Genomic DNA, 19,768 nt, shown 5'->3' with positions numbered 1-19,768 from the left:
CAGCGCAACATGGCCCGGCGACGCCGCGTCGCGGCCGGACACGGCGCCAGCCGATCCTGGTCTATGCGCCATGCCGGCCGGAGACGTCCGCTCAGCGCTCCTTTTCTTCCTCTTCCTCCTCGGCCTCGCGGTCCTGTTCCTCGACCGGGATGTCGCGCCCGATCAGGTCCTCGCCGTTGCGACGGCCGTGGAAGTCGTTGTCGGTGCGGCGGATGACGTTCGACAGGAGGCCGCCCGAGGCGGGCGGAGCGTCGGGCGGGGTCTTCGGGCTGCGGTCGTCTGTCATGCTGCTCCTCCCGGATCGAGGCCTGCGGACCCGCAGGACGTGCGGATGCCTCGCCTAAACGGCGAGCGGGAGGCCGGCGTTCCGCGTCGAGGCGGCCGGAACGGCACCGGCCCGGCCGCCTCGACGCATCAGGCTTCGGGCGCGGCGGCGGCGGCGGCGGCGGGCATGTAGAGATCGCCGCCCTCGCGATAGGTCCGCGCCATCGCGTCCATGCCCTCCTTGCGGGCTTCGGCGCGGATGTCGTGGCTGATCTTCATCGAGCAGAATTTCGGGCCGCACATGGAGCAGAAATGCGCCACCTTGTGCGCCTCCTTGGGCAGCGTCTCGTCGTGGAAGGACCGGGCTGTGTCCGGATCGAGCGAGAGGTTGAACTGGTCCTCCCACCGGAACTCGAACCTCGCCCGGCTGAGCGCGTCGTCGCGCAGCTGCGCGGCCGGATGGCCCTTGGCGAGATCGGCCGCGTGGGCGGCGATCTTGTAGGTGATGACGCCCGTCTTCACGTCCGCCCGGTCGGGCAGGCCGAGATGCTCCTTCGGCGTGACGTAGCAGAGCATCGCGGTGCCGAACCAGCCGATCTGCGCGGCGCCGATGGCGCTGGTGATGTGGTCGTAGCCCGGCGCGATATCCGTCACGAGGGGGCCGAGCGTATAGAAGGGCGCCTCGCCGCAGAGCTCCATCTGCAGGTCGACATTCTCCTTGATCTTGTGCATCGGCACATGGCCCGGCCCCTCGATCATCACCTGGCAGCCGTGCTTCCAGGCGATCTTCGTGAGTTCGCCCAGCGTGGTGAGCTCGGCGAACTGCGCCGCGTCGTTGGCATCGGCGATCGATCCCGGCCGCAGCCCGTCCCCCATCGAGAAGGAGACGTCGTAGGCGCGCATGATCTCGCAGATCTCCTCGAAACGCTCGTAGAGGAAGCTCTCGCGGTGATGGGCGAGGCACCATTTGGCCATGATGGAACCGCCCCGGCTGACGATGCCCGTCACGCGGTTCGCCGTCAGCGGCACGTGGGCGAGGCGAACGCCGGCATGGATGGTGAAATAGTCGACGCCCTGCTCGGCCTGCTCGACCAGCGTGTCGGCGAAGACGTCGAAGGTGAGGTCCTCGGCGATGCCGCCGACCTTCTCCAGCGCCTGATAGATCGGCACCGTGCCGATCGGCACCGGCGCGTTGCGGATGATCCAGTCGCGGATATTGTGGATGTTGCGCCCGGTGGAGAGGTCCATCACCGTGTCGGCGCCCCAGCGGATCGCCCAGACCATCTTCTCCACCTCCTCGTCCATCGACGAGGTGACGGCGGAATTGCCGATATTGGCGTTGATCTTGACGAGGAAGTTGCGCCCGATGGCCATGGGCTCGAGCTCGGGATGGTTGATGTTGGCGGGGATGATCGCGCGGCCGGAGGCGACCTCCTCGCGCACCCATTCGGGCGTGACGAAGCCGGGGATGGCCGCCTTGAAGGGCGAGCCGCCGCCCGGCGCCTCGCGCAGGGCCTGCCGGCCGACATTCTCGCGGAGGGCGACATATTCCATCTCGGCCGTGACGATGCCGGCGCGGGCATATTCCAGCTGCGTGACGGGTCGGCCGGGCAGGGCGCGGCGCGGCGCGTGGCGCACGGGGAAGGGCGGCGTCAGCTTCTCGGGCGGCAGGTTGCCGTTGTCCTCCGGCTTCACCGCCCGTCCCTCGTACAGGGCCGTGTCGCCGCGCGCGGCGACGAAGGCCTCGCGAAGGCGCGGCAGGCCCTTCGCGATGTCGGTGACGACGGTCGGGTCGGTATAGGGGCCGGAGGCGTCGTAGACGAGGACCGGCGGCTCCAGCGCGGACGGGTGGAGCGCGATCTCGCGCAGCGGCACGCGCAGATCGGGGTGAAGGTGGCCGGGCACATGGCGCTTGGCGGAGGCCGGCAGCGGCCCCGTGGTCACGCTCGGCCGGATGGGCTGGTGGACGGTCATCGAAAGGTCTCCCGCACGCCGTTCGGCGCGTCTCAAGCGACCCAGACCATTGTTCGAAGAGGCGAAAGAGCCGCCGACCCGGCGGCTCGCCCCGCCGCGATCTCGCGGCGGCGCATCCCCACGGATCGCCTGCGGCATTCCCATCCCTACGCCAGCATGACCTGGATCAGGTTCGTGAGGGTCGCCGCGCGCTGCGCCGATCATGTCGGCGGCCGTCGGCCTCTCAGTTCCTTGCCGGAACTCCCCTTGGACGGGCCGACGCTACGGGATCGGGCGGCCCTGTCAAGGGCCGCGCCGGGAGGAAGGTGTCAGGCGCGGGGCGGGAAGGCCGCGTCGTAGGCGGCCACCGCGGCCTTGCCGCGCTCGACGACGAGCGCGGGCGCGTCGCCTGCCCGGAAGAGGCTCGAGCCGAGGCCGAAGACGCGCACGCCGACCTTGCCATAGGCGGCGAAGTCGGCCTCCGAGACGCCGCCGACCGCCCCGACGGGCACGTGCGCCGGCAGGACGGCGCGCATCGCCGCGATGCCGGCGGGGCCGATGACGCTGGCGGGGAAGAACTTCAGCGCCGTGGCGCCGGCGGCGATGGCGGCGAAGGCCTCGGTCGGGGTGAAGACGCCGGGCATGGAGACCATGGCGCGTTCGGCGCTCGCCGCGATCACCGCCGTGTCGCAGTTCGGGCTGATGACGAGGCGCGCGCCGAGGCCGTGCAGCCGCTCGACCTCGGCCACGTTCAGCACCGTGCCGGCGCCGACGAGGCAGTCCTTCGGCGCCAGGCGCGTCACGGTCTCGATGGAGCGGTAGGGATCGGGCGAGTTCAGCGGGATCTCGATCGCCCGGAACCCGGCCTCGATGAGACCCTCGGCGACGGCCGCCGCGTCCTTCGGCTCGAGGCCGCGCAGGATGGCGACGAGACCGCGCGGCAGGGCGGCGATGGGGTTCTGGGCGTTGGTCATCACAGGCTCGCTTCGGCCCGGGCGGGCCAGAAATGTCGGGCGGCGGTCAGGAGGCCGGCGCGCACCGCCGTCTCCGCGTCGATCCGCCGGTGGGCGAGGCCGCAGGCCTCGAAGGCGCCGGCATAGAGATCGGCGAGGCGGCCGGAGGCGACGAGCGCGATCTCGCGCGCCTGCGGATGGAGCGCCAGCCCGCCGGCGATCTCGATGCCGATCAGCGAGCCGGAGAGCCAGGGCGCGCGCGTCTGCGGCGCCTGCAGGCCGAGAAGATCGCCGGCGCGCAGGCCGAACAGCCGCCCGGTCCAGCGGCCGGGATCGGCGCGGGCCTCGCGCACCGCCGAGAGGAAGGTCTCGTCGTCGGGCGAGACGTGGAGATCGCCGCCGAGGCTGTGGCGCAGGATGGAGGTGCGGGCGAGGAGATCGAAGAGCTCGCCCGTCATGAAGGTGGAGAACCGCGCGAGCGCGCCGGCCTCGATCGCGGCCCATTTGGAATGGGTGCCGGGCAGGCAGGCGAGCGCGTCGCCCTCGACGCCGAGCCCGGCGAGCTGCGTCTCCTCGCCGCGCATCACGTCGGGCCGCTGCGGGTCGCGCTGGGCGACGCCGGGCAGGATGCGGACCTCGCGGTCGAGCCCGGGCACGCGAAGGGCCTCGGCGGCAAGGTCCGGGAAGCGCGCCGGCGTCGCGGCATAGGGCGCCTCGATCCAGCCCTGGCGGGCGCCCGCCATGCCGCAGACGACGACCGGCAGGTCGGCCGGCGCGCCGAACTCGGCGAGATGGCCCTCCAGCACCAGCTCGAAGCTGCCCGGCGCGATCTGCGACAGGCCGTCGGCGGCGCGGCGCTCGGACAGGACCGTTCCGTCGGCGGACAGGAGCCAGGCGCGAAAGCTCGACGTTCCCCAATCGACCGCGGCGCAGAACGGCGCCGCCCTCATCTTCTGCATCGCCCCCGCGACCCCCTGGCTGATGCGCCGCCGCTCTCCGCCTGCGCCGCGCGACCGTCTTTCGCGGCCGCCGCGATGTCAAGCGGGGCGCTGCCGGCGAGGGCGAGCGGCGCGCGGAACGCATGGTGCCCTCCCGGTTTTTCAGGGGGTCCTCGCGCTTGCGAAAGAATTGTCGTCGCCCTATTGTCGATCCCGATCGACGCCTAGCGGGAGAGACCGGCCCTCAAGGCCGGCGCCGAAGGAGCAACCGCCCCGGAAACTCTCAGGCAAAAGGACCGCCTGGCGTCATTCAATTCCGAAGAGCGACGGCGCATGCCGTCCGCCGAAGGAGAAAGCGTCGCCGGGAATTGAGTCCCGCGCCGTGAAACTCTCAGGCTCATGACGGGAGGGGCAACGAACGAGACGCCGCGCGCAGCGTGGCCGACAAGGATCGTTATGACCTCCATCGCCGTCATCGGCGCCGGCATCACCGGCGTGACCACTGCCTACAAGCTCATGCAGCGCGGCTTCGACGTGACGGTCTTCGACCGTCAGAGCCATGCGGGCATGGAAACCTCCTTCGCCAATGGCGGCCAGCTCTCGGCCTCCAATGCCGAGGTGTGGAACCAGCCGAGCACCTTCCTCAAGGGGCTCAAGTGGATGCTCAAGAAGGACGCGCCCCTGCTCGTCCATCCCGCGCCCACCTGGCACAAGCTCTCCTGGATGTTCGAGTTCGTGCTGGCCGCGCGCAACTACGAAGAGAACACCATCGCCACGACGCGGCTCGCCATCGAGGCGCGGCGCCATCTCCTGGCCATGGCCGAGGACGAGGGCTTCACCTTCGACATCGAGAACCGCGGCATCCTGCATGTCTACGAGAGCGAGGGCGAACTCGCCCATGCGGGAAGCGTGAACAAACTGCTGAAGGCCGGCGGCCTCGAGCGGCGCGCCGTCACGCCGCAGGAGATCGCGGCGATCGAGCCGACCATCCGCGGCAACTTCGTCGGCGGCTTCTTCACCGAGAGCGACTTCACCGGCGACATCCACAAGTACACGCGCGGCCTCGCGGACGCGGCCCGCGCCAAGGGCGTGACCTTCGTGCAGGACGCCGACGTGGAGACGCTGACGCTGCGCGGCGCGCGCGACGTCTCGGTGCGCTGGACGGCGCGGCGCGAGGGCGATGCGCCCCGCGAGGCGCGCTTCGACGGGATCGTGGTCTGCGCGGGCGTCGCCTCGCGCCGCTTCGCGCGCCAGCTCGGCGACCGCGTGAACGTCTATCCCGTCAAGGGCTATTCGGTGACGGTCAATCTCAAGGATGCCGAGAGCCGGGCCGGCGCGCCGCATGTCTCCATCCTCGACGACCATGCCAAGGTGGTGACGAGCCGCCTCGGCGAGGACCGGCTGCGCATCGCGGGCACGGCGGAGTTCGCGGGCGAGAACCGCGACATCCGCGCCGCGCGCATCGCCCCGCTCGTCGACTGGTGCCGCACGCGCTTCCCCGGCATCTCGACGGATTCCGTCGTGCCCTGGGCGGGCCTTCGGCCGATGATGCCGAACATGATGCCGCGCGTCGGCGCCGGCGCCAGGGCCGGCGTCTTCTACAATACCGGCCACGGGCATCTGGGCTGGACGCTCTCGGCCGCGACGGCGGACGCGGTGGCCGCGCAGGTGGCGCAGGCCTATGGCCGCGCGGCGGTGCCGGGCCTGCGCGTTCCCGAGGCGCCGGTCGCGCCGGGCATCCTCAACGCGGCCTGACGCGCCGCCGGGCCTTCGGGCTGCTTCCTGCAGGGCGCCGCACGGTCGCGGCGCCCTGTTTCACGTCCCGTTCTCTGCCCCGGTCAGGCTTCCTCGATCGACAGGGCGTCGGAGGTCGGCGCGAGTTCGGTGATGCGGGTCTCGCCAAAGGGCGCGGTCGACGGCCAGCGCGCCGCGAGGAGCCGCGTCCTGGCGATGCGCACCACGTTGACGGCGTTCGACTGGTTGCCGCCCAGGACGTAATAGGCGTCGCGATCCTCGCCGGCATAGAAGCCGACATGACCGTTGGAACTGCGCGTGCGGTCGGTCCGCCAGAAGACCAGGACGCAGCCGAGCGTCGGCCCGCAGGATCGGCCGAACCGCTGCCAGTTGCGCGCCATCAGGACCCCGCCGGGCAGGTCCTCCCCGGGCAGCGTCGCCCCGATGCAATGGGCGGCGAAGAGGCCGCACCAGGGGATCTCGTCGCCCGGATAGGCAAGGTCCAGATCCGTCGCCCAGTCCATGATGACGCGGTTGTTGCCCTGGCCCTCCACTTCCCTGAGGCCGAGGAAGCGGCGCGCCTCCTCGTACCAGGGCCTGTCGGGCCGGCTCGTCTGCACCATGCCGGACGGGCCGGAAAAGAGCTTGGCGCGCGTGGCCGGGCCGGCGATCCCGTCGATGAGGAGCCCGTGGTCGGCCTGGAATTCCCGGATGGCCGCGATGGTGCGCCGGCCGCGCACCCCGTCGGTCGGGCCCGGGTCGTAGCCGAGGTCCGCAAGACGCTTCTGCAAGGCTTCGGTCGTGACGATCATGCCATACATCTCCAGGTTCAAGGTCCGGCGGCGCCCATTCGCGGGAGTGCCGTGAGGGCGGGGCAAGGCAACCGTCCGGATTGTCGATGCATCCGCGGATGCGGGGAAAACGTCCGGCGTCCGGGGGCCTCGCCGCCCGCCCGCGCGGGGCATGGCGGGATCGCACGCGCGTGGAAAAGTCGCGGCCGCGCGCTATCATGGAGACCATGACAGAACCGCTTCCCCTCGATCCCGCCGCCCACGCCCTGTTCCTCGATTTCGACGGGACGCTCGTGCCCTTCGCCGACGATCCCGCCGGCGTCTCGATCGCGCCCGAAGCGGTCGCGCATCTGGCGCGCCTCGGCGCGGCGATGGAGGGGGCGCTGGCGATCGTCAGCGGACGGCGCATCGTCGATCTCGACCGCTTCCTCGCGCCGCTGCGCTTTGCGGCCGCCGGCGTGCACGGGCTGGAGCGGCGCGTCTCGCCCGGCGAGCCCGTCGAAAGTCTCGCCGGCCGCCAAGTGCTGGACGAGGCGCGCGCGGTCTTCGACGCGGCCCGCGCCGCCGCGCCGCGCATGACCTTCGAGGACAAGGGCATGGCGCTCGTGCTGCATTACCGCGCGGCGCCCGACCTGGAGCCCTTCGCGCTCGACCTCATGGCCCGCGCCACGGCGGGCCGGCAGGACCTTGCCGTCATGCGCGGCGACAAGATCGTCGAGGTGCATCCGGCCGGCATGGACAAGGGGCAGGCGGTCGCCGACTTCCTGGCGCGCGCGCCCTTCGCGGGCCGCGTGCCCGTCTATGTCGGCGACGACACGACGGACGAATACGCGCTCGACGTCGTGGAGCGCCGGGGCGGGATCGCGGTGAAGGTCGGCACGGCGCCGAGCGTCGCGCGCCATCGCCTCCGCGATGTCGCGGCCGTGCATCGCTGGCTCGGCGTGCCCGATCCGGGCGGCGCGGCGGGGGCCGAGACGCTGACGGCCCTCGATGCGAGGGGCGCGCTATGAGCGGGGCCAAGCGCCGTCTCGTCGCCGTGTCGAACCGCGTCGGCCCGCTGACCGACGAGGGCAAGGCGGGCGGGCTCGCGGTCGGCCTGTCGGATGCGCTGCGCCGGCGCGGCGGGGTCTGGTTCGGCTGGAGCGGCGAGGTCTCGGCCGAGGGAACGGACAGCGAGGCCAGGACCGAGACGGTCGGCAACGTCTCCATGGTGACGATCGACCTCACGCAGGAAGAGGTCGACGGCTTCTACTATGGCTATGCCAACCGCTCGCTCTGGCCGCTCCTGCACTACCGGCTCGATCTCGCCCAGTTCGACCGCGCGTCCGACCGCGTCTACCGCGCCGTCAACCAGCGCTTCGCCGCGCGCCTGATGCCGATGCTTCGGGACGACGACATCATCTGGGTGCACGACTATCACTTCTTCCATCTCGGCTCGGAGCTGCGCCAGCAGGGCTTCAAGGGCTCGGTCGGCTTCTATCTCCACATCCCCTTCTGCCCGCCCGAGATGTTCAGCGCGCTGCCGTCGGGCGTCGACATCGTCAAGGCGATGCTGGCCTACGATCTCGTCGGCTTCCAGACGGACACGGACCGCCGCAACTTCATCCAGTTCTGCGTGCGCGAGCTCGGCGGCGAGAAGCTGAAGGGCCACCGCGTGCGGGTCGGCGGGCGCGTGGTGAGCGCGCGCACCTTCCCCATCGGCATCGACGCGGAGGGCTTCGCGCGCTTCGCCGTCTCGCCCGAGGCGAGCGAGCACGAGGAGATGGTGCGCGGCATGGCGGGGGACCGCCTGCAGATCGTCGGCGTCGACCGGATGGACTATTCGAAGGGGCTGGTGGAGCGGCTCCTCGGCTTCGAGCGGCTCCTGGAGGACTATCCGGAGAATCGCGGCGCGGTGCAGTTCCTGCAGGTGGCGCCGCTCTCGCGCTCCGAGCTCGACGCCTATGCCGAACTGAGGCGCGACCTCGAATCCCTCTCGGGCCACGTCAACGGCCGCTTCGCCACGCTCGACTGGACGCCCTTCCAGATCATGACGACCGGCTTCACCCGCCGCGCCCTCGCGGGCATCTACCGGGCCGCGCGCGTCTGCCTCGTGACGCCGCTGCGCGACGGGATGAACCTCGTCGCCAAGGAGTTCGTGGCCGCGCAGGACCCGCAGGATCCCGGCGTCCTCGTCCTGTCGCGCTTCGCCGGCGCGCGGGCCGAGCTTTCCGAGGCGCTGATCGTCAATCCCTATTCCACCGACGACGTGGCGCGCGCCCTGCAGCGGGCGCTCTCCATGCCGCTCGAGGAGCGCCAGGAACGCTGGCGGGCGATGCGGGCGGCGGTCTTCGGCAACACGGCCTCGTATTGGTGCGAGGCCTTCCTGGCGGAGCTGGAATCGATCCCCAAGGACGTGCCGGCCTGACCGGTCGCGGTCAGGTGGCGGCCGCGCCGGGCGCGCGGCGGCGCATGGCGAGGAGGAGGGCGGCGAGCCCGAAGGCCACCGCGCCGGCGGAGGCGACGAGCGCGCGGTCGTAGCCGGCCGCGCCCGTCACCAGCAGGCCGGCGAAGAGCGGGCCCAGCATCTGCCCGAGGCCGAAGCCGGCGGTGAGGATGGCAAAGCCGCGCCCGTTCAGCCCGTGCCGACCGAGCGGCATGACGAGGACGGTGATCGCCATGAACGTGCCCCCGAAGAGGAACGCGGCGAGGATCGCCGCCGGCGCGCCGGCGCTCAGCACCGGCAGGAGGATCGCCGCGATCTGCACGGCATAGGCGGCGGCCAGCGCGTTGGCGAAGCCGATGCGCTCGGCGATGCCCGACCACAGGAGCGTCGAGGGCAGGCCCGCCAGGCCCACCGCGATCCACACGAAGTCGCCGACGCCCTCCAGCCCCGGCCGTCCCTTGATGATCGCCACGATGAAGGTGACGAAGACCGAGTAGCCGAGGCCCTCGCAGGTGTAGTTCACGAAGAGCGGCCAGAAGGCGATGGGCCGCGCCGCGCGCCGGCGCGGGGGCGGCGCCTTGCGGCGCTCGGGCAGGGCGCGCTCGCCGACGAAGAGGAGCGGCAGCGGCAGGACGGCGGCGGCGAGAAAGCCCGCGGCCAGCCAGAGCTGCGAGGGCGACAGGAACGGGTCGGCCATCAGGACGAGGACGCCGGAGACCGCGATCCCCGAGCCGACGCCGCCGAAGATCCAGCCAAGCCGGGCCTCCGATCTCACGCAGGAGAGGGACTCGGCGATCATGCCCGCGGCCGAGATCATGGCGAAGGCGCTGGCGACGCCGGAGACGAAGCGCAGCGCGAGCCAGACGGCCTCGTCGTCCGTCAGCCCCATCGCGATCGTCGTCGCCACGCTGGCGCAGAGGCCGAGCCGGAAGGCGGCCAGGCGCGCGCCCCCGCGCGGGGCGAGCGAGGCGAGGAGCGAGCCGGCGAGATAGCCGGCGAAATTGGCGGCGGCGATGAGCCCGGCCTTGTCGGGCCCGAACCCGTATTGCGCCTGCATCAGCGGCAGGAGGGGCGTGTAGTAGAAGCGCCCGATGCCCATGACGATGGCGAGCGTCAGGAAGCCGCCGAGGAGAAGCCTGGAAGTGGGATGCACCGGTCGCCGTCCGTGTCTTCGGGGCGGGCCAACGCAACCCCCGTCCCATACCGTCTTGCGGAAAGGCCATGGCACGTCCGCGCCGGTGGAGCGAGCCGAAACATCGCGCGCGCCTCGCCCTCTCCAGTCCCGCGCGAGGAGGGAGGCCGGGTTGCGGCGGCCCGCCCCGGCCCTTAGACCATGCCGGCAACCCAAGCTCTTCGCCCCGTCCGCGCGCCGCGACGGCGGCTCGTTCGAGGACGAAGGCCCGATGCGCCCGCCAACGCCCCTCTCGCGCCTTCACCGGCGGACCGCCTTCGCGCTCGTCGTCTCGGGCACCGCGCTCGGCATCGCGGGGACGGATCTCGTTCTCCCCGCCGTGCCCAGCCTGCCGGCCGCGCTCGGCGGGAGCGCGCAGACGGCGCAATACGTCCTCGCCGCCTATGTGCTCGGCACCTCGCTCGGGCTGCTGGCCTTCGGCGCGCTCGGCGCCCGCTACAAGCGGCGCCTGCTGCTCGCCGTGTCGCTCGCCCTGTTCGGCACGGTGTCGATCGCCTCGGCGCTGGCGCCCAACCTTGGCGCCCTCGTCGCCCTGCGCTTCCTGCAGGGCGCCCTCGGGGCGGCGCCGGCCGTCTTCGCGCCCGGCTTCATCCGCTCGCTCTACGGCGACGAGGGCATGGTCGCGGCCATGGGGCGGCTCGGCTCGGTGGAGGCGCTGGCGCCCGCGCTCGCCCCGCTCGGCGGCGCCGCGCTGCTGGCGCTCGGCGGCTGGCAGCTCTCCTTCCTCGTGGTCGGCGCGCTGGCGCTCGCCATGGCGGGCGTGATGCTCCTCTTCGGTTCCGTCCTGCCCGCCTCGGCGCCGCCGCCGGCGGGATCGGGCGGCTACCGGCGGCTTCTCGGCGACCCGGTCTTCCTGCGCTATGCCGGCAGCCAGGCCCTGTCGCTCGGCGCGCTCCTCGTCTTCGTCTTCGGCGCGCCCGCCGTCTTCGCCGGTCCCCTCGGCCTCGGGGTCTCGGCCTTCGTCACGCTGCAGATCGCGGGCGTCGCCTGTTTCATCGCCGGCGCCAATGTCTCGGGCCGGGCGACGAAGGCCTTCGGCACGGAGCGCACGATCCTCGGCGGCACGGCCCTGCAGGCGGCGGCCTTCGCCTGTCTCCTCGCCTATGCGCTCGGCGGGGGCACGAGCCCGGTCGTGGTGATCGGCCTCTTCCTCTTCGTCAATCTCGGCTTCGGCCTGCGCGGGCCCGCCGGCTTCCACCGCGCGATGGTGGCGGCTGGCGGCGACGACGCGCGGGGCGCCGCGCTCGTCGTGCTGGGACTTCTGGGCGCGGGCGCCGTCGGCACGGCCATCGCCGCGCCCTTCATCGAGGACGGGCTGGCGCCGCTCGTCGCCGTCGCCTTCGCCACGATCCTCGGTGCGGTGCTCCTTCTCGTCCTCCTGCCCAAGCTCGCCGAGGAACCGTCAGCTCCCGCGCCGGCGACGGGCTGAGAGGACGGCGCGCGCGAAGGCGGCAAGGTCGGGCCGCTCGCGCGCCTGTCCGTAGAGCGCCGCGTCGAGCCGGGCGAAGGCGCCCGGGACAATGCCCGCCCCGCCCCGGGGCGCGAGATAGGCCAGGGCCGCCTGCCGTGCGGCCGGCGCGTCGCCCGCCGCCGCGGCCCGGCGCAGGGCGCGCGCGTCGCCGTCGGGCGAAAGGCGCCGCAGGAGGCCGGCCATCTCCGCGCGGCTGCGCAGCCTCAGCCCCGGCAGGAGAAGCGCGAGCGCCGCGAGAAAGCCGCCGGCGCCCGCCAGGATCGGCGCGTTGCGCTTGAGCAACCCGATCGGCCCCGCCTCGCCCTGGCCCTCGGAGAAGCCGGCATAGGCGATGGTCTGCGACTTCAGCACGATCTCGCGCGGCAGGCGCGCGGCCGTGTCGTACCAGGGGATGGTGAAGGCCGGCAGGTGGCCGGGCTCGCCGGTGATCGGGCGCATGCGCCAGACCCATTCGACGGTGGAGACCGGCCCGTCGGGCGTCAGCTCCACGCTGCGCGTCTCGGGGGCGAAGAAGGAGATCAGCCAGTCGGCGCGCATGCGCGGCGGCGGGGGCAGCGACTGCGGCGGCACGCCGACGGCCCGGATCGTCACCCGGCGCGTCACGGTGGCGCCGTTGACGAGCGCGGCGGCGTCCATGTCCCAGTCGTCGCTATAGGTCACGGCGCGCGCCGGCATCCACCAGCCGCCGGCGGTCGCCGGGCGCGGCGCGACCTCGACGGAGACGGGCGGCGAGACCACGTCATGCACGAAACGCTCGCCATTGCCGGCCACCAGCGTCAGCCGATGCGTGAAGGAGGCGATGGTCTGGCGCCCGGCCGCGTGCGGGAACAGCGCCAGGCGCCGCTCGAACACGGTCTTCTGCTTGCCGTCCACGAAGGCCTGTCGCCAGCTGTCGCGCCCGAGCTGCATCCAGCCGAAATTGCGGAACTCGGGCTGGCGCAGCGTCTCGAGCGCGATCGTCGTGTCGTAGGTGCCGCGCACGGTGACGAGCACCATCTCGTCGACGAAGGGCGCGGCGCCCTCGGGCACCACGACCTCGAGCCGCACGGCGGCGGGATCGACGGCGGGCGCCGCTCGCGCCGCCGCAAAGGGCAGCGCGCAGAGCGCGACCAGCACGAGAAGGGCCAGGGCGCGGATGCCGCGCGGGGCCGAAAGCGTCACCATGCCGTGTCCTCCGGCGGATGGGTCAGGCCCGCCTCGACGCGAGCGTCGTGCTCGGCCTTGAGGCGCGCCTTGAGATAGCGGCCGGGATCGTCGGGCAGGGTCGTCAGCCAGTCCTCGCTCGCCACAACCGCCTGGCCGGTGCGCGGGCGCTGCACGCGCTCCTGTTCGGCGAGCGTCTTGGTCTTGGCGATGTCCGGCCGCTCGCTCGGCCGCGCCTCCGACTGTTCGGCGGGCGCGGTGGCCGCCAGCCCGTCGATGTCGTTCGCCTCGCCGGTGATCGGCTCCAGGAACTGCCCGACGAGGGCGCGGTTGAAGCGCGCGTCCGCGTCGGTCGGCTCGGCGAAGATCGCCGCGTCGTAATAGGAGGCGGCGAGCTTGTAGTCTCCGAGCGCCGCCAGCGAATTGCCGCGATTGTAGGTGGCCGTGCGCCCGGCGGCGGTGAAGGCGGCGTCCGCGCCGGCATAGTCGCCCGCGCGATAGAGCGCGACGCCGCGCGCCTCGTCGCCGGACAGGAGACCGGCGGCGAGCGTGGGCAGGCCAGCCTTCAGGGCGAGGCGCCCGAAGGCGTCGGGCCCGGCGGCGAGCGCGGCGCCCAGGGCGGCGAGGACGAGGACGCAGGGCAGGACACGACCCATCGTCAGGCGCTCCGGCGAAAGAGGAGTAGGGCCGGCAGGAGCGCCAGCGCCACGAGCCAGCGGCCGTAGTCGCGGAAGAGGAGGGCGGCCAGGCCTCCCGCCTCCAGGCCGCTCGCGCCGCGCGCCTCCATCGCGGCCACGATGCCGGCGGGGGCGGCGCCGCTCTCCAGCCGGCCCTCGCCCGCCGAGGCGATCTGCGACAGGCCCCGCTCGTCGGCCGGCGGCATGTCGCCGGCGCTGACGCGGGGGGGTACGAAGACGGCCGAGACGTGGCCGCCCTCCGTCGCGATGGCGCGGGCCGCCTCGACGGCGGCGGGCGTGACGCCGCCGCCGTCCGAGACGAGAACGACCTCGCCGGCGAGGATGCGGGCCTGCGCCAGCGTGGCGCGGGCAAGCTCCAGCGCCCTGTCCGGCCGGCTGCCGCGATCGGGCACGGTTTCGGCGTCGAGGGCCGAGATCGTCGTCTCCAGGGCGCCGGGATCGGTGGTGAAGGCGCTCGCCAGATACGCCTCCCCGGCATAGACGACGAGGGCGACCGGCCGCGCGCCCGCCCGCTGCAGCACGAGCTGCGCGGCGCTCTGCGCATCGACGAAGGCCCCGCCCTCGGTCGCCGAGCGCGAGAGGTCCATCACCAGGACGAGCCCGTCGAGATTGCGGAAGGTCGGCGCGTCGGGGTCGCGGGCGGCGGGGCCGATCAGGGCGAGCGCGAGAATGGCGGCAACAGCGAGCGGCGGACGGCCGAGGCGCCCGGTGCCCGGCCGCACGCGACCGATCGCCTCCATCGCGCGCATCAGCGGCGCGTCGACCGCCCGCTCCCAGCCGGCAAGGCCCGCGACGCGCCGGCGCAGCAGGAGGGCGAGGATCGCCAGCGCCGGCAGGAGCGCCAGGAACGCCGGGCGCAGGAGGACGAGAGGGCCGAGATCCATCATGCGGCGAGCCTCCGCTCGAAGAGGACGAGGCCGAGCGCGAGGAGGAGGGCGGCGCAGGCCGGCCAGGTCCAGAAGGGCTCGCGGATGGCGACCGGCGGGCGCGCCGCGCGGTCGGTCTCCAGCGCGTCGATCGCCTGCGTCACGCCCACGAGATCGGCCATGGTGCGCACGCGGAACGTGGTGCCGCCGCTGGCCTCGGAGATCGCCCGCAGCGTCGCGGCGTCCACCACGTCGCGCTCGGTCGGGTTCGATTCCAGGTCCTTCGGCCCGAGCGCGATCGTGTGGACGCGCACGCCGAGCCGGGCGGCGAGCGAGCCCGCGTCCGTCGGCGCCACCGCGCCGGCATTGTTGACGCCGTCCGAGAGGAGGATGACGACCCGGCTCGGCGCGCGGCTTTCGGAAAGGCGCTTCAGCGCGAGGCCGAGCCCGTCGGCGATGGCGGTGGAGCGGCCGGAAATGCCGATCGAGGCGGCCTCGATCGTCTTGGCGACGGCCTCCGTGTCGAAGGTCGGGGGCGCGGCGAAATAGGCGGTCTCTCCGAAGATGACGAGCCCGACCCGGTCGCCCGCCCGCCCGCGCACGAAGGCGGCGGCGACGCGCTTGACCGCGTCGAGCCGCGAGACGGGGGCGCCGTCGAGCTCGAAGTCCTCCTTCTCCATCGAGCCGGAGAGATCCATGGCGAGGACGAGGTCGCGCCCCTCGGCGGGCAGCGCCTCGACGGTGCCGAGCCGCTCGGGCCCGGCCAGCGCGAGGACGAGGAGACACCAGAGCAGCGCCGGCAGGAGGCGGCGCGTGCGGGCGGCGACGCCGGGGGCCCCGCCCGCCGTCATGCGCGCGCCGATCGAGGGCGGCACGAGGAGCGCGCCTGTGCCGCGGGCGCGCGGCGGCAGGAGCCGCGCGGCGAGAAGCGGCAGCGGCAGGAGGAGGAGGGCGAGCGGGAAGGCGAGCGTCCACATCAGCCGGCCCTCCGCCGCGCAGCCCGGAGGATGCGCGCGTCCAGGGCGTCGAGATCGGGCGCGGGGCCGGCGCCGGGCGGCCGGTAGAGCGCCGCGCCGATGCCGGTCTCGCTCGGGATCGCAGCCTCGGCCTCTTCGGCGGTGTTGGCGGCCTGCCGGGGTCGCCGCGATGCGGTTGCCGGCCTTAGCTCGCGCAGGAGAAGCGCCTGCCCGTAGAGCCGCTCCTCGGCGGGGCGCCCGCGAAGGGCGGCGAGGGCGGCCGCCACCTCGGCGCGCCGGTCGCGCCGGCGGCGGGCGACGAGGCGGGCGAGGGCGGCGACGAGGAGGGCGGCCAGGATGCCGATGGCCAGCGCGGCGAGGACGTCGCCGGAGGTGACGGCGGAGAGCTCGGCCGGCAGCTTCAACGGGCGCAGCTCGGCGACGAGCGCGTCAGGCTGCATCGGCATGGCGGCCTCCCAGCGTCTCGGCCATGCGCGTCGGCGTCGCGTCCGTGTCGAGGAGGACGAGATCGACGTCGAGGCGCCGCAGGCGCTCCACGCGCGGGTCCGGCCGGTTCGTCTCGCGGTCGACGAAGGCCCAGCGGATCGCCGCGCCGGCGATGCCGCCGGACAGGAAGGGATAGGCGCCCCGCGGCGCGCGCCGCTCGAAGGCGTCGCGCAGGAGGACGACGGTCACGCGCAGGCGCCGCGCGAGCCCGCCGAGCACGGCGTCGAAATCGGGGCCCGGCGCGTCGAGGGCGGTGGCGAGGACGAGGCTCGCGCCGCGCGGGGCGAGCCGCGCCAGCCGTTCGAGCGCGGGGGCGAGGTCGGGATCGGCGAGGGCGCCGCCGGCGGCGTTCGCCAGCGCCTCGGCATGGGCGGCGGCAAGCCCGCCGCAGACCGCCGCCATGCCGCGCTCGCGGGCGCGGGCCGAGACGATCAGCGGCTCGCCGGGCCCCAGCGCCACGAGGCCGACGCGGCCGCCGGCAAGGCTCGCCTGCCAGCCCGAGATCGCGAGCGCCTGCGCGCAGGCGACCGAGCGAAGGCGCGTGCGCGTGCCGAAGAGCATGGCCGGGCGCAGGTCCGCCACCAGCAGGCGCTCGCGCTCGCGCTCGTCGCGGAAGGTGCGCACATGCGGCTTGCCGGTGCGCGCCGTCGTCATGGCGTCGATATGGCGCACGTCGTCGCCGTCGACCTGCAGGCGCGTGTCGACGATCTCCAGCCCGTTGCCGCGCTTCGTGCCGGCATGGCCGCCGGGCCGGCCGGTCGGAGCGAGCGGCTTGGCCGGCGTGTGGCGCACCATGTGACTCAGCCGGAAGAGGTCCGGTGCCTCGACGCTCGCGCCCGTATCCGTCGCAGCGGCCATCGCGGCGGCCCTCAGAGCGGGCGCACGAGGTCGAGGAGGCGGGCGACGAGGGCGCGGGCGGTGACGCCCTCGGCCGCCGCGCGCCAGGTCGGCACGATGCGGTGGGAGAGGATGTCGGGCGCCAGATCGGCCACGTCCTCGGGCAGCACGTAGTCGCGGCCGGCGAGGAAGGCCTTGGCCTTGGAGGAGGCGGCCAGCGCCAGCGTGCCGCGCGGCGAGACCGCGTGCTCGATCGCGCCGGCGACGTCCGGCGCCACGCTGGCGTCGCGCGTCGCCATGACGAGGCGCACGATGTAGTCCTTGAGCGCGGGGGAGAGATGGACGCGGGCCGCCTGACGGCGCGCCTCCAGAAGATCGGCGGCCCTCAGAGGATGGCCGGGCGCCGCCACCGTGCCGCTCGCCTCGCGCTCGACGAGATCGAGGATGGCGAGTTCGGAAGCCGCGTCCGGCATGGCCACGAGGACATGCATGAGGAAGCGGTCGAGCTGCGCCTCGGGCAGCGGGAACGTGCCCTCGTGCTCGATCGAGTTCTGCGTGGCGATGACCATGAACGGGTCGGGCAGCTTGTAGGTGACGCCGCCGGCGGTCACCTGCGCCTCGGCCATGGCCTCGAGCAGCGCCGACTGGACCTTGGGGGGCGCGCGGTTGATCTCGTCGACGAGGACGAGCGAGTGGAAGACCGGCCCTTCCACGAATTCGAACAGGCCGCGCTCGGGGCGGAAGACCTGTGTGCCCGTGAGGTCGGCGGGCATGAGGTCGGGCGTGCACTGGATGCGCGAGAAGGAGCATTCGAGCCCGCCCGACAGGCGCTTGACGGCGCGCGTCTTGGCAAGGCCGGGAGGGCCCTCGACGAGGAGGTGGCCGCCGGCGAGGAGCGCGACGATCAGCCGTTCGACGAGGGGCGTGCGGCCGACGAGGCCGGCTTCCACCGTCCGCTTGAGATCGGCCACCGGCCCGTGGGCGGAGGCGGAAGACGGCGCGGACTCGGCGCGCGCGGACGCGCGCAGCGTGGCATCCTGATGGAGCATCGATGGTTTCCCAACCTATTGATACCGTTGCCCGCGGCGGTGCCAGACCCCGGGTTGTATCCGCACTATGTCGCAAGCCGCTGCGCGAAGGAAGGGCAGACTTAAGTCCCATCGCGGGCATCCTGCCCGATCGCCGTGCAATGCAAGCGCGCCGGCGCGGCGCGGGGAGACGCGCATCGCACCGCCGCGTTCCGGCCCTATGTGACCCGCGCAATCCAACCGGCGGGAGCGATGCGGCATGAGCAAGCAGAAGCACAAGGACACGGACACGGACACGGACACGGACGAGGCCAAGGCCCTGTCGCTCGGCGATCTCGACCTCACGCGCAAGCTCGACGAGCACGATTATCTCGAGGCGATCGACAAGCTGGAGAAGCGCTTCGAGGCGATCCAGCAGGCCTATCTGCACACCGGCGACAACGCCGTCGTCGTCTTCGAGGGCTGGGACGCGGCCGGCAAGGGCGGCGCGATCCGGCGCATGGTGAGCCGCATGGACCCGCGCGGCTTCCACGTCTGGCCCATCGCCGCGCCCAAGCCGGAAGAGAAGGCGCTGCACTATCTCACCCGCTTCTGGGCCCGCCTGCCCCCCAAGGGTCAGATCGCGATCTTCGACCGCTCCTGGTACGGCCGCGTGCTGGTGGAGCGCGTAGAGGGCTTCGCCTCGCGCGACGAGTGGCAGCGGGCCTATGGCGAGATCAACGCCTTCGAGGCGATGCTGGCCGACAGCGGCACGAAGATCGCCAAGATCTTCCTCTATATCGACGCGGACGAGCAGCTGCAGCGCTTCGGCAAGCGGCTGAAGGACCCGATGAAGCGCTGGAAGCTCTCCTTCGAGGACTTCCGCAACCGCGACCGCTGGGACGAATACGTGGCGGCCGCCGACGCCATGCTCCAGCGCACCAACAGGCCGGACGCGCCCTGGACGCTGGTGCCGGCCAACGACAAGAAATATGCCCGCGTCGCCGCGCTGACCGCGATCGCCGACCGGCTCTCGGAAGGGGTCGACCTGTCGCCGCGCCCGCTCGATCCGGCGCTGGAGAAGGCCTATCGGCGCGAGGTGGACGGGCATTGAGGCCGCCCCCGCGCCGAACCGGCGCGCCTTTCCGGCCACGGAGACATTTCTTTACACGACGGCCGCAAACCGGCCCCGTGCCCCCCGCATCCTCTGCGCGAAGCGGGGCTTCGCCGGGATCGACCCCCGGCGAGAAGGATCCGCGACGGTCTCGGCGCGGCACCTCGGGATGGGTGGCCTCGCGCCGGTGGCATGCCTGAAAGGGGACGAGCGATGCGGGGTGACGGATTTCGGCGCATGGGGCATCTCGCCCGCGACTTCTCGCGGCGCGTCGCCCTGCAGGCGCTCGTCTCGGGCACGGCGATGCTGGCGCTCCAGGTGACGTTCGGCGGCGGCGATGGCCTGCAGCGGCTCGTCTTCGGCGAGCCCGCGCCGGTGGCGCAGGCGTCGCGCGAGGACGTCCCCGCCGCGAGCGCCTCCGGCGCGGCGCAAACGCCCGGGACGGCCCCTGCCCGGAAGGCCGCGCGCGTCGCCGGAGCGGCGGCCCCCGCCGCGATGCAGGCCGTGCCCGCGCGCGCCGAGATCGCGTCCCCGGCGGTGCGCGCGGCAAGCGTCGCCCCGGCGCGGATCGAGGCGCCGGCCTCCGGTCGCGGCGCGGCCACGGGCGGCACGGCCGAAGGCGTCCTTCTCTTCACCGACTGCAAGGGCCGCTGCGAATCGCGCGATCCGCTTCTCCTCCGCCCGGCGCGCCTGCGGGCTGGCACCACGCCCGCCGACGAGCTGGCGCCGCCCTCCTCCCTTCGCCCGGAGGGACGGACCGAACGGCCGGGAATCGCCCTTGCCGAGGCCGTGGCGGCGGACGAGAGGGAGGGCTGGCTCCCTCGGATCGGCCTTGCCGACGGGCTCGGCGCGCTTGCGGGCGGCGCCGGGCAGCTCGTCGGCCGCGTGTCCGGGGCGGCGATCTCGCTCCTGCCCTGAC

Annotated in this window: 19 protein-coding genes and 2 riboswitches; of the genes, 6 read left to right on the top strand and 13 right to left on the bottom strand. The window is 73.3% G+C overall.

The window, feature by feature from the left end; all coding sequences use genetic code 11:
- Positions 1-91 precede the first annotated feature (91 nt).
- The 4 genes from ASG48_RS17425 to ASG48_RS17410 form a co-directional block, all read right to left on the bottom strand.
- Complete coding sequence (locus ASG48_RS17425; RefSeq protein ID WP_055852940.1) at positions 92-286, bottom strand: hypothetical protein; 195 nt, start codon at positions 284-286, stop codon at positions 92-94.
- A gap of 128 nt (positions 287-414) precedes the next feature.
- On the bottom strand, positions 415-2,238 hold the full coding sequence (gene thiC / locus ASG48_RS17420) for a phosphomethylpyrimidine synthase ThiC (RefSeq protein WP_055852936.1): 1,824 nt from the start codon (positions 2,236-2,238) through the stop codon (positions 415-417).
- Between the two features lie 126 nt (positions 2,239-2,364).
- A riboswitch (TPP riboswitch) is annotated at positions 2,365-2,495 on the bottom strand.
- A gap of 51 nt (positions 2,496-2,546) precedes the next feature.
- The gene (locus tag ASG48_RS17415) at positions 2,547-3,191 is read right to left on the bottom strand and encodes a 2-dehydro-3-deoxy-6-phosphogalactonate aldolase (RefSeq protein ID WP_055852933.1); all 645 of its coding nucleotides are present in this window, start codon (positions 3,189-3,191) and stop codon (positions 2,547-2,549) included.
- Positions 3,191-4,120, bottom strand: coding sequence for a 2-dehydro-3-deoxygalactonokinase (locus ASG48_RS17410; RefSeq protein WP_055853134.1), 930 nt, complete (start codon positions 4,118-4,120; stop codon positions 3,191-3,193). The genes ASG48_RS17415 and ASG48_RS17410 overlap by 1 nt, the downstream gene beginning before the upstream one ends.
- 206 nt (positions 4,121-4,326) lie before the next feature.
- A riboswitch (glycine riboswitch) is annotated at positions 4,327-4,417 on the top strand.
- 147 nt (positions 4,418-4,564) lie between these two features.
- Between ASG48_RS17410 and ASG48_RS17405 the strand changes: the two genes are divergently transcribed.
- The gene (locus tag ASG48_RS17405; protein ID WP_055852929.1) at positions 4,565-5,863 is read left to right on the top strand and encodes a D-amino acid dehydrogenase; all 1,299 of its coding nucleotides are present in this window, start codon (positions 4,565-4,567) and stop codon (positions 5,861-5,863) included.
- Positions 5,864-5,946: 83 nt separating this feature from the next.
- Here ASG48_RS17405 and ASG48_RS18890 read toward each other — a convergent pair whose 3' ends face one another.
- Positions 5,947-6,654 carry a TIGR02594 family protein gene (locus ASG48_RS18890; RefSeq protein ID WP_055853132.1) on the bottom strand — a complete coding sequence of 236 codons (708 nt, stop codon included), beginning with the start codon at positions 6,652-6,654 and terminating at the stop codon, positions 5,947-5,949.
- 206 nt (positions 6,655-6,860) lie between these two features.
- Between ASG48_RS18890 and otsB the strand changes: the two genes are divergently transcribed.
- Positions 6,861-7,643 (top strand): trehalose-phosphatase, encoded by a 783-nt coding sequence (gene otsB, locus ASG48_RS17395; RefSeq protein WP_244486942.1) that lies wholly within the window; start codon positions 6,861-6,863, stop codon positions 7,641-7,643.
- The gene (locus ASG48_RS17390) at positions 7,640-9,040 is read left to right on the top strand and encodes a trehalose-6-phosphate synthase (protein ID WP_055852926.1); all 1,401 of its coding nucleotides are present in this window, start codon (positions 7,640-7,642) and stop codon (positions 9,038-9,040) included. The genes otsB and ASG48_RS17390 overlap by 4 nt, the downstream gene beginning before the upstream one ends.
- A gap of 10 nt (positions 9,041-9,050) precedes the next feature.
- Here ASG48_RS17390 and ASG48_RS17385 read toward each other — a convergent pair whose 3' ends face one another.
- Positions 9,051-10,211, bottom strand: a complete 1,161-nt coding sequence (locus tag ASG48_RS17385; RefSeq protein WP_055852923.1) for a YbfB/YjiJ family MFS transporter — start codon at positions 10,209-10,211, stop codon at positions 9,051-9,053.
- Between the two features lie 250 nt (positions 10,212-10,461).
- On the opposite strand from ASG48_RS17385, the gene ASG48_RS17380 reads away from it, so the two are divergent.
- Positions 10,462-11,679, top strand: coding sequence for an MFS transporter (locus ASG48_RS17380; protein WP_055852920.1), 1,218 nt, complete (start codon positions 10,462-10,464; stop codon positions 11,677-11,679).
- Here the strand turns inward: ASG48_RS17380 and ASG48_RS17375 are convergent.
- From ASG48_RS17375 to ASG48_RS17345, 7 genes are read right to left on the bottom strand one after another with little or no spacing between them, the layout of a single operon-like run.
- The gene (locus ASG48_RS17375) at positions 11,653-12,885 is read right to left on the bottom strand and encodes a BatD family protein (protein WP_055852918.1); all 1,233 of its coding nucleotides are present in this window, start codon (positions 12,883-12,885) and stop codon (positions 11,653-11,655) included. The genes ASG48_RS17380 and ASG48_RS17375 overlap by 27 nt on opposite strands.
- Positions 12,879-13,520 (bottom strand): tetratricopeptide repeat protein, encoded by a 642-nt coding sequence (locus ASG48_RS17370; protein WP_055852915.1) that lies wholly within the window; start codon positions 13,518-13,520, stop codon positions 12,879-12,881. Before ASG48_RS17370 ends, ASG48_RS17375 begins: the two co-directional genes overlap by 7 nt.
- 2 nt (positions 13,521-13,522) lie before the next feature.
- The gene (locus ASG48_RS17365) at positions 13,523-14,449 is read right to left on the bottom strand and encodes a vWA domain-containing protein (protein ID WP_055852910.1); all 927 of its coding nucleotides are present in this window, start codon (positions 14,447-14,449) and stop codon (positions 13,523-13,525) included.
- Positions 14,446-15,405 (bottom strand): VWA domain-containing protein, encoded by a 960-nt coding sequence (locus ASG48_RS17360; RefSeq protein ID WP_055852907.1) that lies wholly within the window; start codon positions 15,403-15,405, stop codon positions 14,446-14,448. Before ASG48_RS17360 ends, ASG48_RS17365 begins: the two co-directional genes overlap by 4 nt.
- The gene (locus tag ASG48_RS18420; RefSeq protein ID WP_055852904.1) at positions 15,405-15,851 is read right to left on the bottom strand and encodes a hypothetical protein; all 447 of its coding nucleotides are present in this window, start codon (positions 15,849-15,851) and stop codon (positions 15,405-15,407) included. The genes ASG48_RS17360 and ASG48_RS18420 overlap by 1 nt, the downstream gene beginning before the upstream one ends.
- On the bottom strand, positions 15,835-16,749 hold the full coding sequence (locus tag ASG48_RS17350; RefSeq protein WP_055852898.1) for a DUF58 domain-containing protein: 915 nt from the start codon (positions 16,747-16,749) through the stop codon (positions 15,835-15,837). The genes ASG48_RS18420 and ASG48_RS17350 overlap by 17 nt, the downstream gene beginning before the upstream one ends.
- An 11-nt stretch (positions 16,750-16,760) precedes the next feature.
- On the bottom strand, positions 16,761-17,777 hold the full coding sequence (locus ASG48_RS17345; RefSeq protein ID WP_082529569.1) for an AAA family ATPase: 1,017 nt from the start codon (positions 17,775-17,777) through the stop codon (positions 16,761-16,763).
- 238 nt (positions 17,778-18,015) lie between these two features.
- Here ASG48_RS17345 and ASG48_RS17340 point away from each other — a divergent pair, with 238 nt between their 5' ends.
- Together ASG48_RS17340 and ASG48_RS17335 are read left to right on the top strand one after the other, a co-directional pair.
- Positions 18,016-18,849 carry a polyphosphate kinase gene (locus tag ASG48_RS17340; RefSeq protein WP_055852895.1) on the top strand — a complete coding sequence of 278 codons (834 nt, stop codon included), beginning with the start codon at positions 18,016-18,018 and terminating at the stop codon, positions 18,847-18,849.
- Between the two features lie 237 nt (positions 18,850-19,086).
- Entirely contained in the window at positions 19,087-19,767 is a 681-nt protein-coding gene (locus tag ASG48_RS17335) for a hypothetical protein (protein ID WP_055852892.1), read from the top strand.
- Position 19,768: the final 1 nt, after the last annotated feature.

It is taken from the genome of Aurantimonas sp. Leaf443, from assembly GCF_001425575.1.
Classification (GTDB): domain Bacteria; phylum Pseudomonadota; class Alphaproteobacteria; order Rhizobiales; family Rhizobiaceae; genus Leaf443.
This window is presented reverse-complemented; position numbering and strand designations above follow the sequence as displayed.

Excerpts from the sequence above, each read along its gene's own strand:
- ASG48_RS17425 (WP_055852940.1), bottom strand. The coding sequence starts at position 286 with ATGACAGACGACCGCAGCCCGAAGACCCCGCCCGACGCTCCGCCCGCC.
- thiC (WP_055852936.1), bottom strand. The coding sequence starts at position 2,238 with ATGACCGTCCACCAGCCCATCCGGCCGAGCGTGACCACGGGGCCGCTG.
- ASG48_RS17415 (WP_055852933.1), bottom strand. The coding sequence starts at position 3,191 with ATGACCAACGCCCAGAACCCCATCGCCGCCCTGCCGCGCGGTCTCGTC.
- ASG48_RS17410 (WP_055853134.1), bottom strand. The coding sequence starts at position 4,120 with ATGAGGGCGGCGCCGTTCTGCGCCGCGGTCGATTGGGGAACGTCGAGC.
- ASG48_RS17405 (WP_055852929.1), top strand. The coding sequence starts at position 4,565 with ATGACCTCCATCGCCGTCATCGGCGCCGGCATCACCGGCGTGACCACT.
- ASG48_RS18890 (WP_055853132.1), bottom strand. The coding sequence starts at position 6,654 with ATGATCGTCACGACCGAAGCCTTGCAGAAGCGTCTTGCGGACCTCGGC.
- otsB (WP_244486942.1), top strand. The coding sequence starts at position 6,861 with ATGACAGAACCGCTTCCCCTCGATCCCGCCGCCCACGCCCTGTTCCTC.
- ASG48_RS17390 (WP_055852926.1), top strand. The coding sequence starts at position 7,640 with ATGAGCGGGGCCAAGCGCCGTCTCGTCGCCGTGTCGAACCGCGTCGGC.
- ASG48_RS17380 (WP_055852920.1), top strand. The coding sequence starts at position 10,462 with ATGCGCCCGCCAACGCCCCTCTCGCGCCTTCACCGGCGGACCGCCTTC.
- ASG48_RS17375 (WP_055852918.1), bottom strand. The coding sequence starts at position 12,885 with ATGGTGACGCTTTCGGCCCCGCGCGGCATCCGCGCCCTGGCCCTTCTC.
- ASG48_RS17370 (WP_055852915.1), bottom strand. The coding sequence starts at position 13,520 with ATGGGTCGTGTCCTGCCCTGCGTCCTCGTCCTCGCCGCCCTGGGCGCC.
- ASG48_RS17365 (WP_055852910.1), bottom strand. The coding sequence starts at position 14,449 with ATGATGGATCTCGGCCCTCTCGTCCTCCTGCGCCCGGCGTTCCTGGCG.
- ASG48_RS17360 (WP_055852907.1), bottom strand. The coding sequence starts at position 15,405 with ATGTGGACGCTCGCCTTCCCGCTCGCCCTCCTCCTCCTGCCGCTGCCG.
- ASG48_RS18420 (WP_055852904.1), bottom strand. The coding sequence starts at position 15,851 with ATGCCGATGCAGCCTGACGCGCTCGTCGCCGAGCTGCGCCCGTTGAAG.
- ASG48_RS17350 (WP_055852898.1), bottom strand. The coding sequence starts at position 16,749 with ATGGCCGCTGCGACGGATACGGGCGCGAGCGTCGAGGCACCGGACCTC.
- ASG48_RS17345 (WP_082529569.1), bottom strand. The coding sequence starts at position 17,777 with ATGCTCCATCAGGATGCCACGCTGCGCGCGTCCGCGCGCGCCGAGTCC.
- ASG48_RS17340 (WP_055852895.1), top strand. The coding sequence starts at position 18,016 with ATGAGCAAGCAGAAGCACAAGGACACGGACACGGACACGGACACGGAC.
- ASG48_RS17335 (WP_055852892.1), top strand. The coding sequence starts at position 19,087 with ATGGGGCATCTCGCCCGCGACTTCTCGCGGCGCGTCGCCCTGCAGGCG.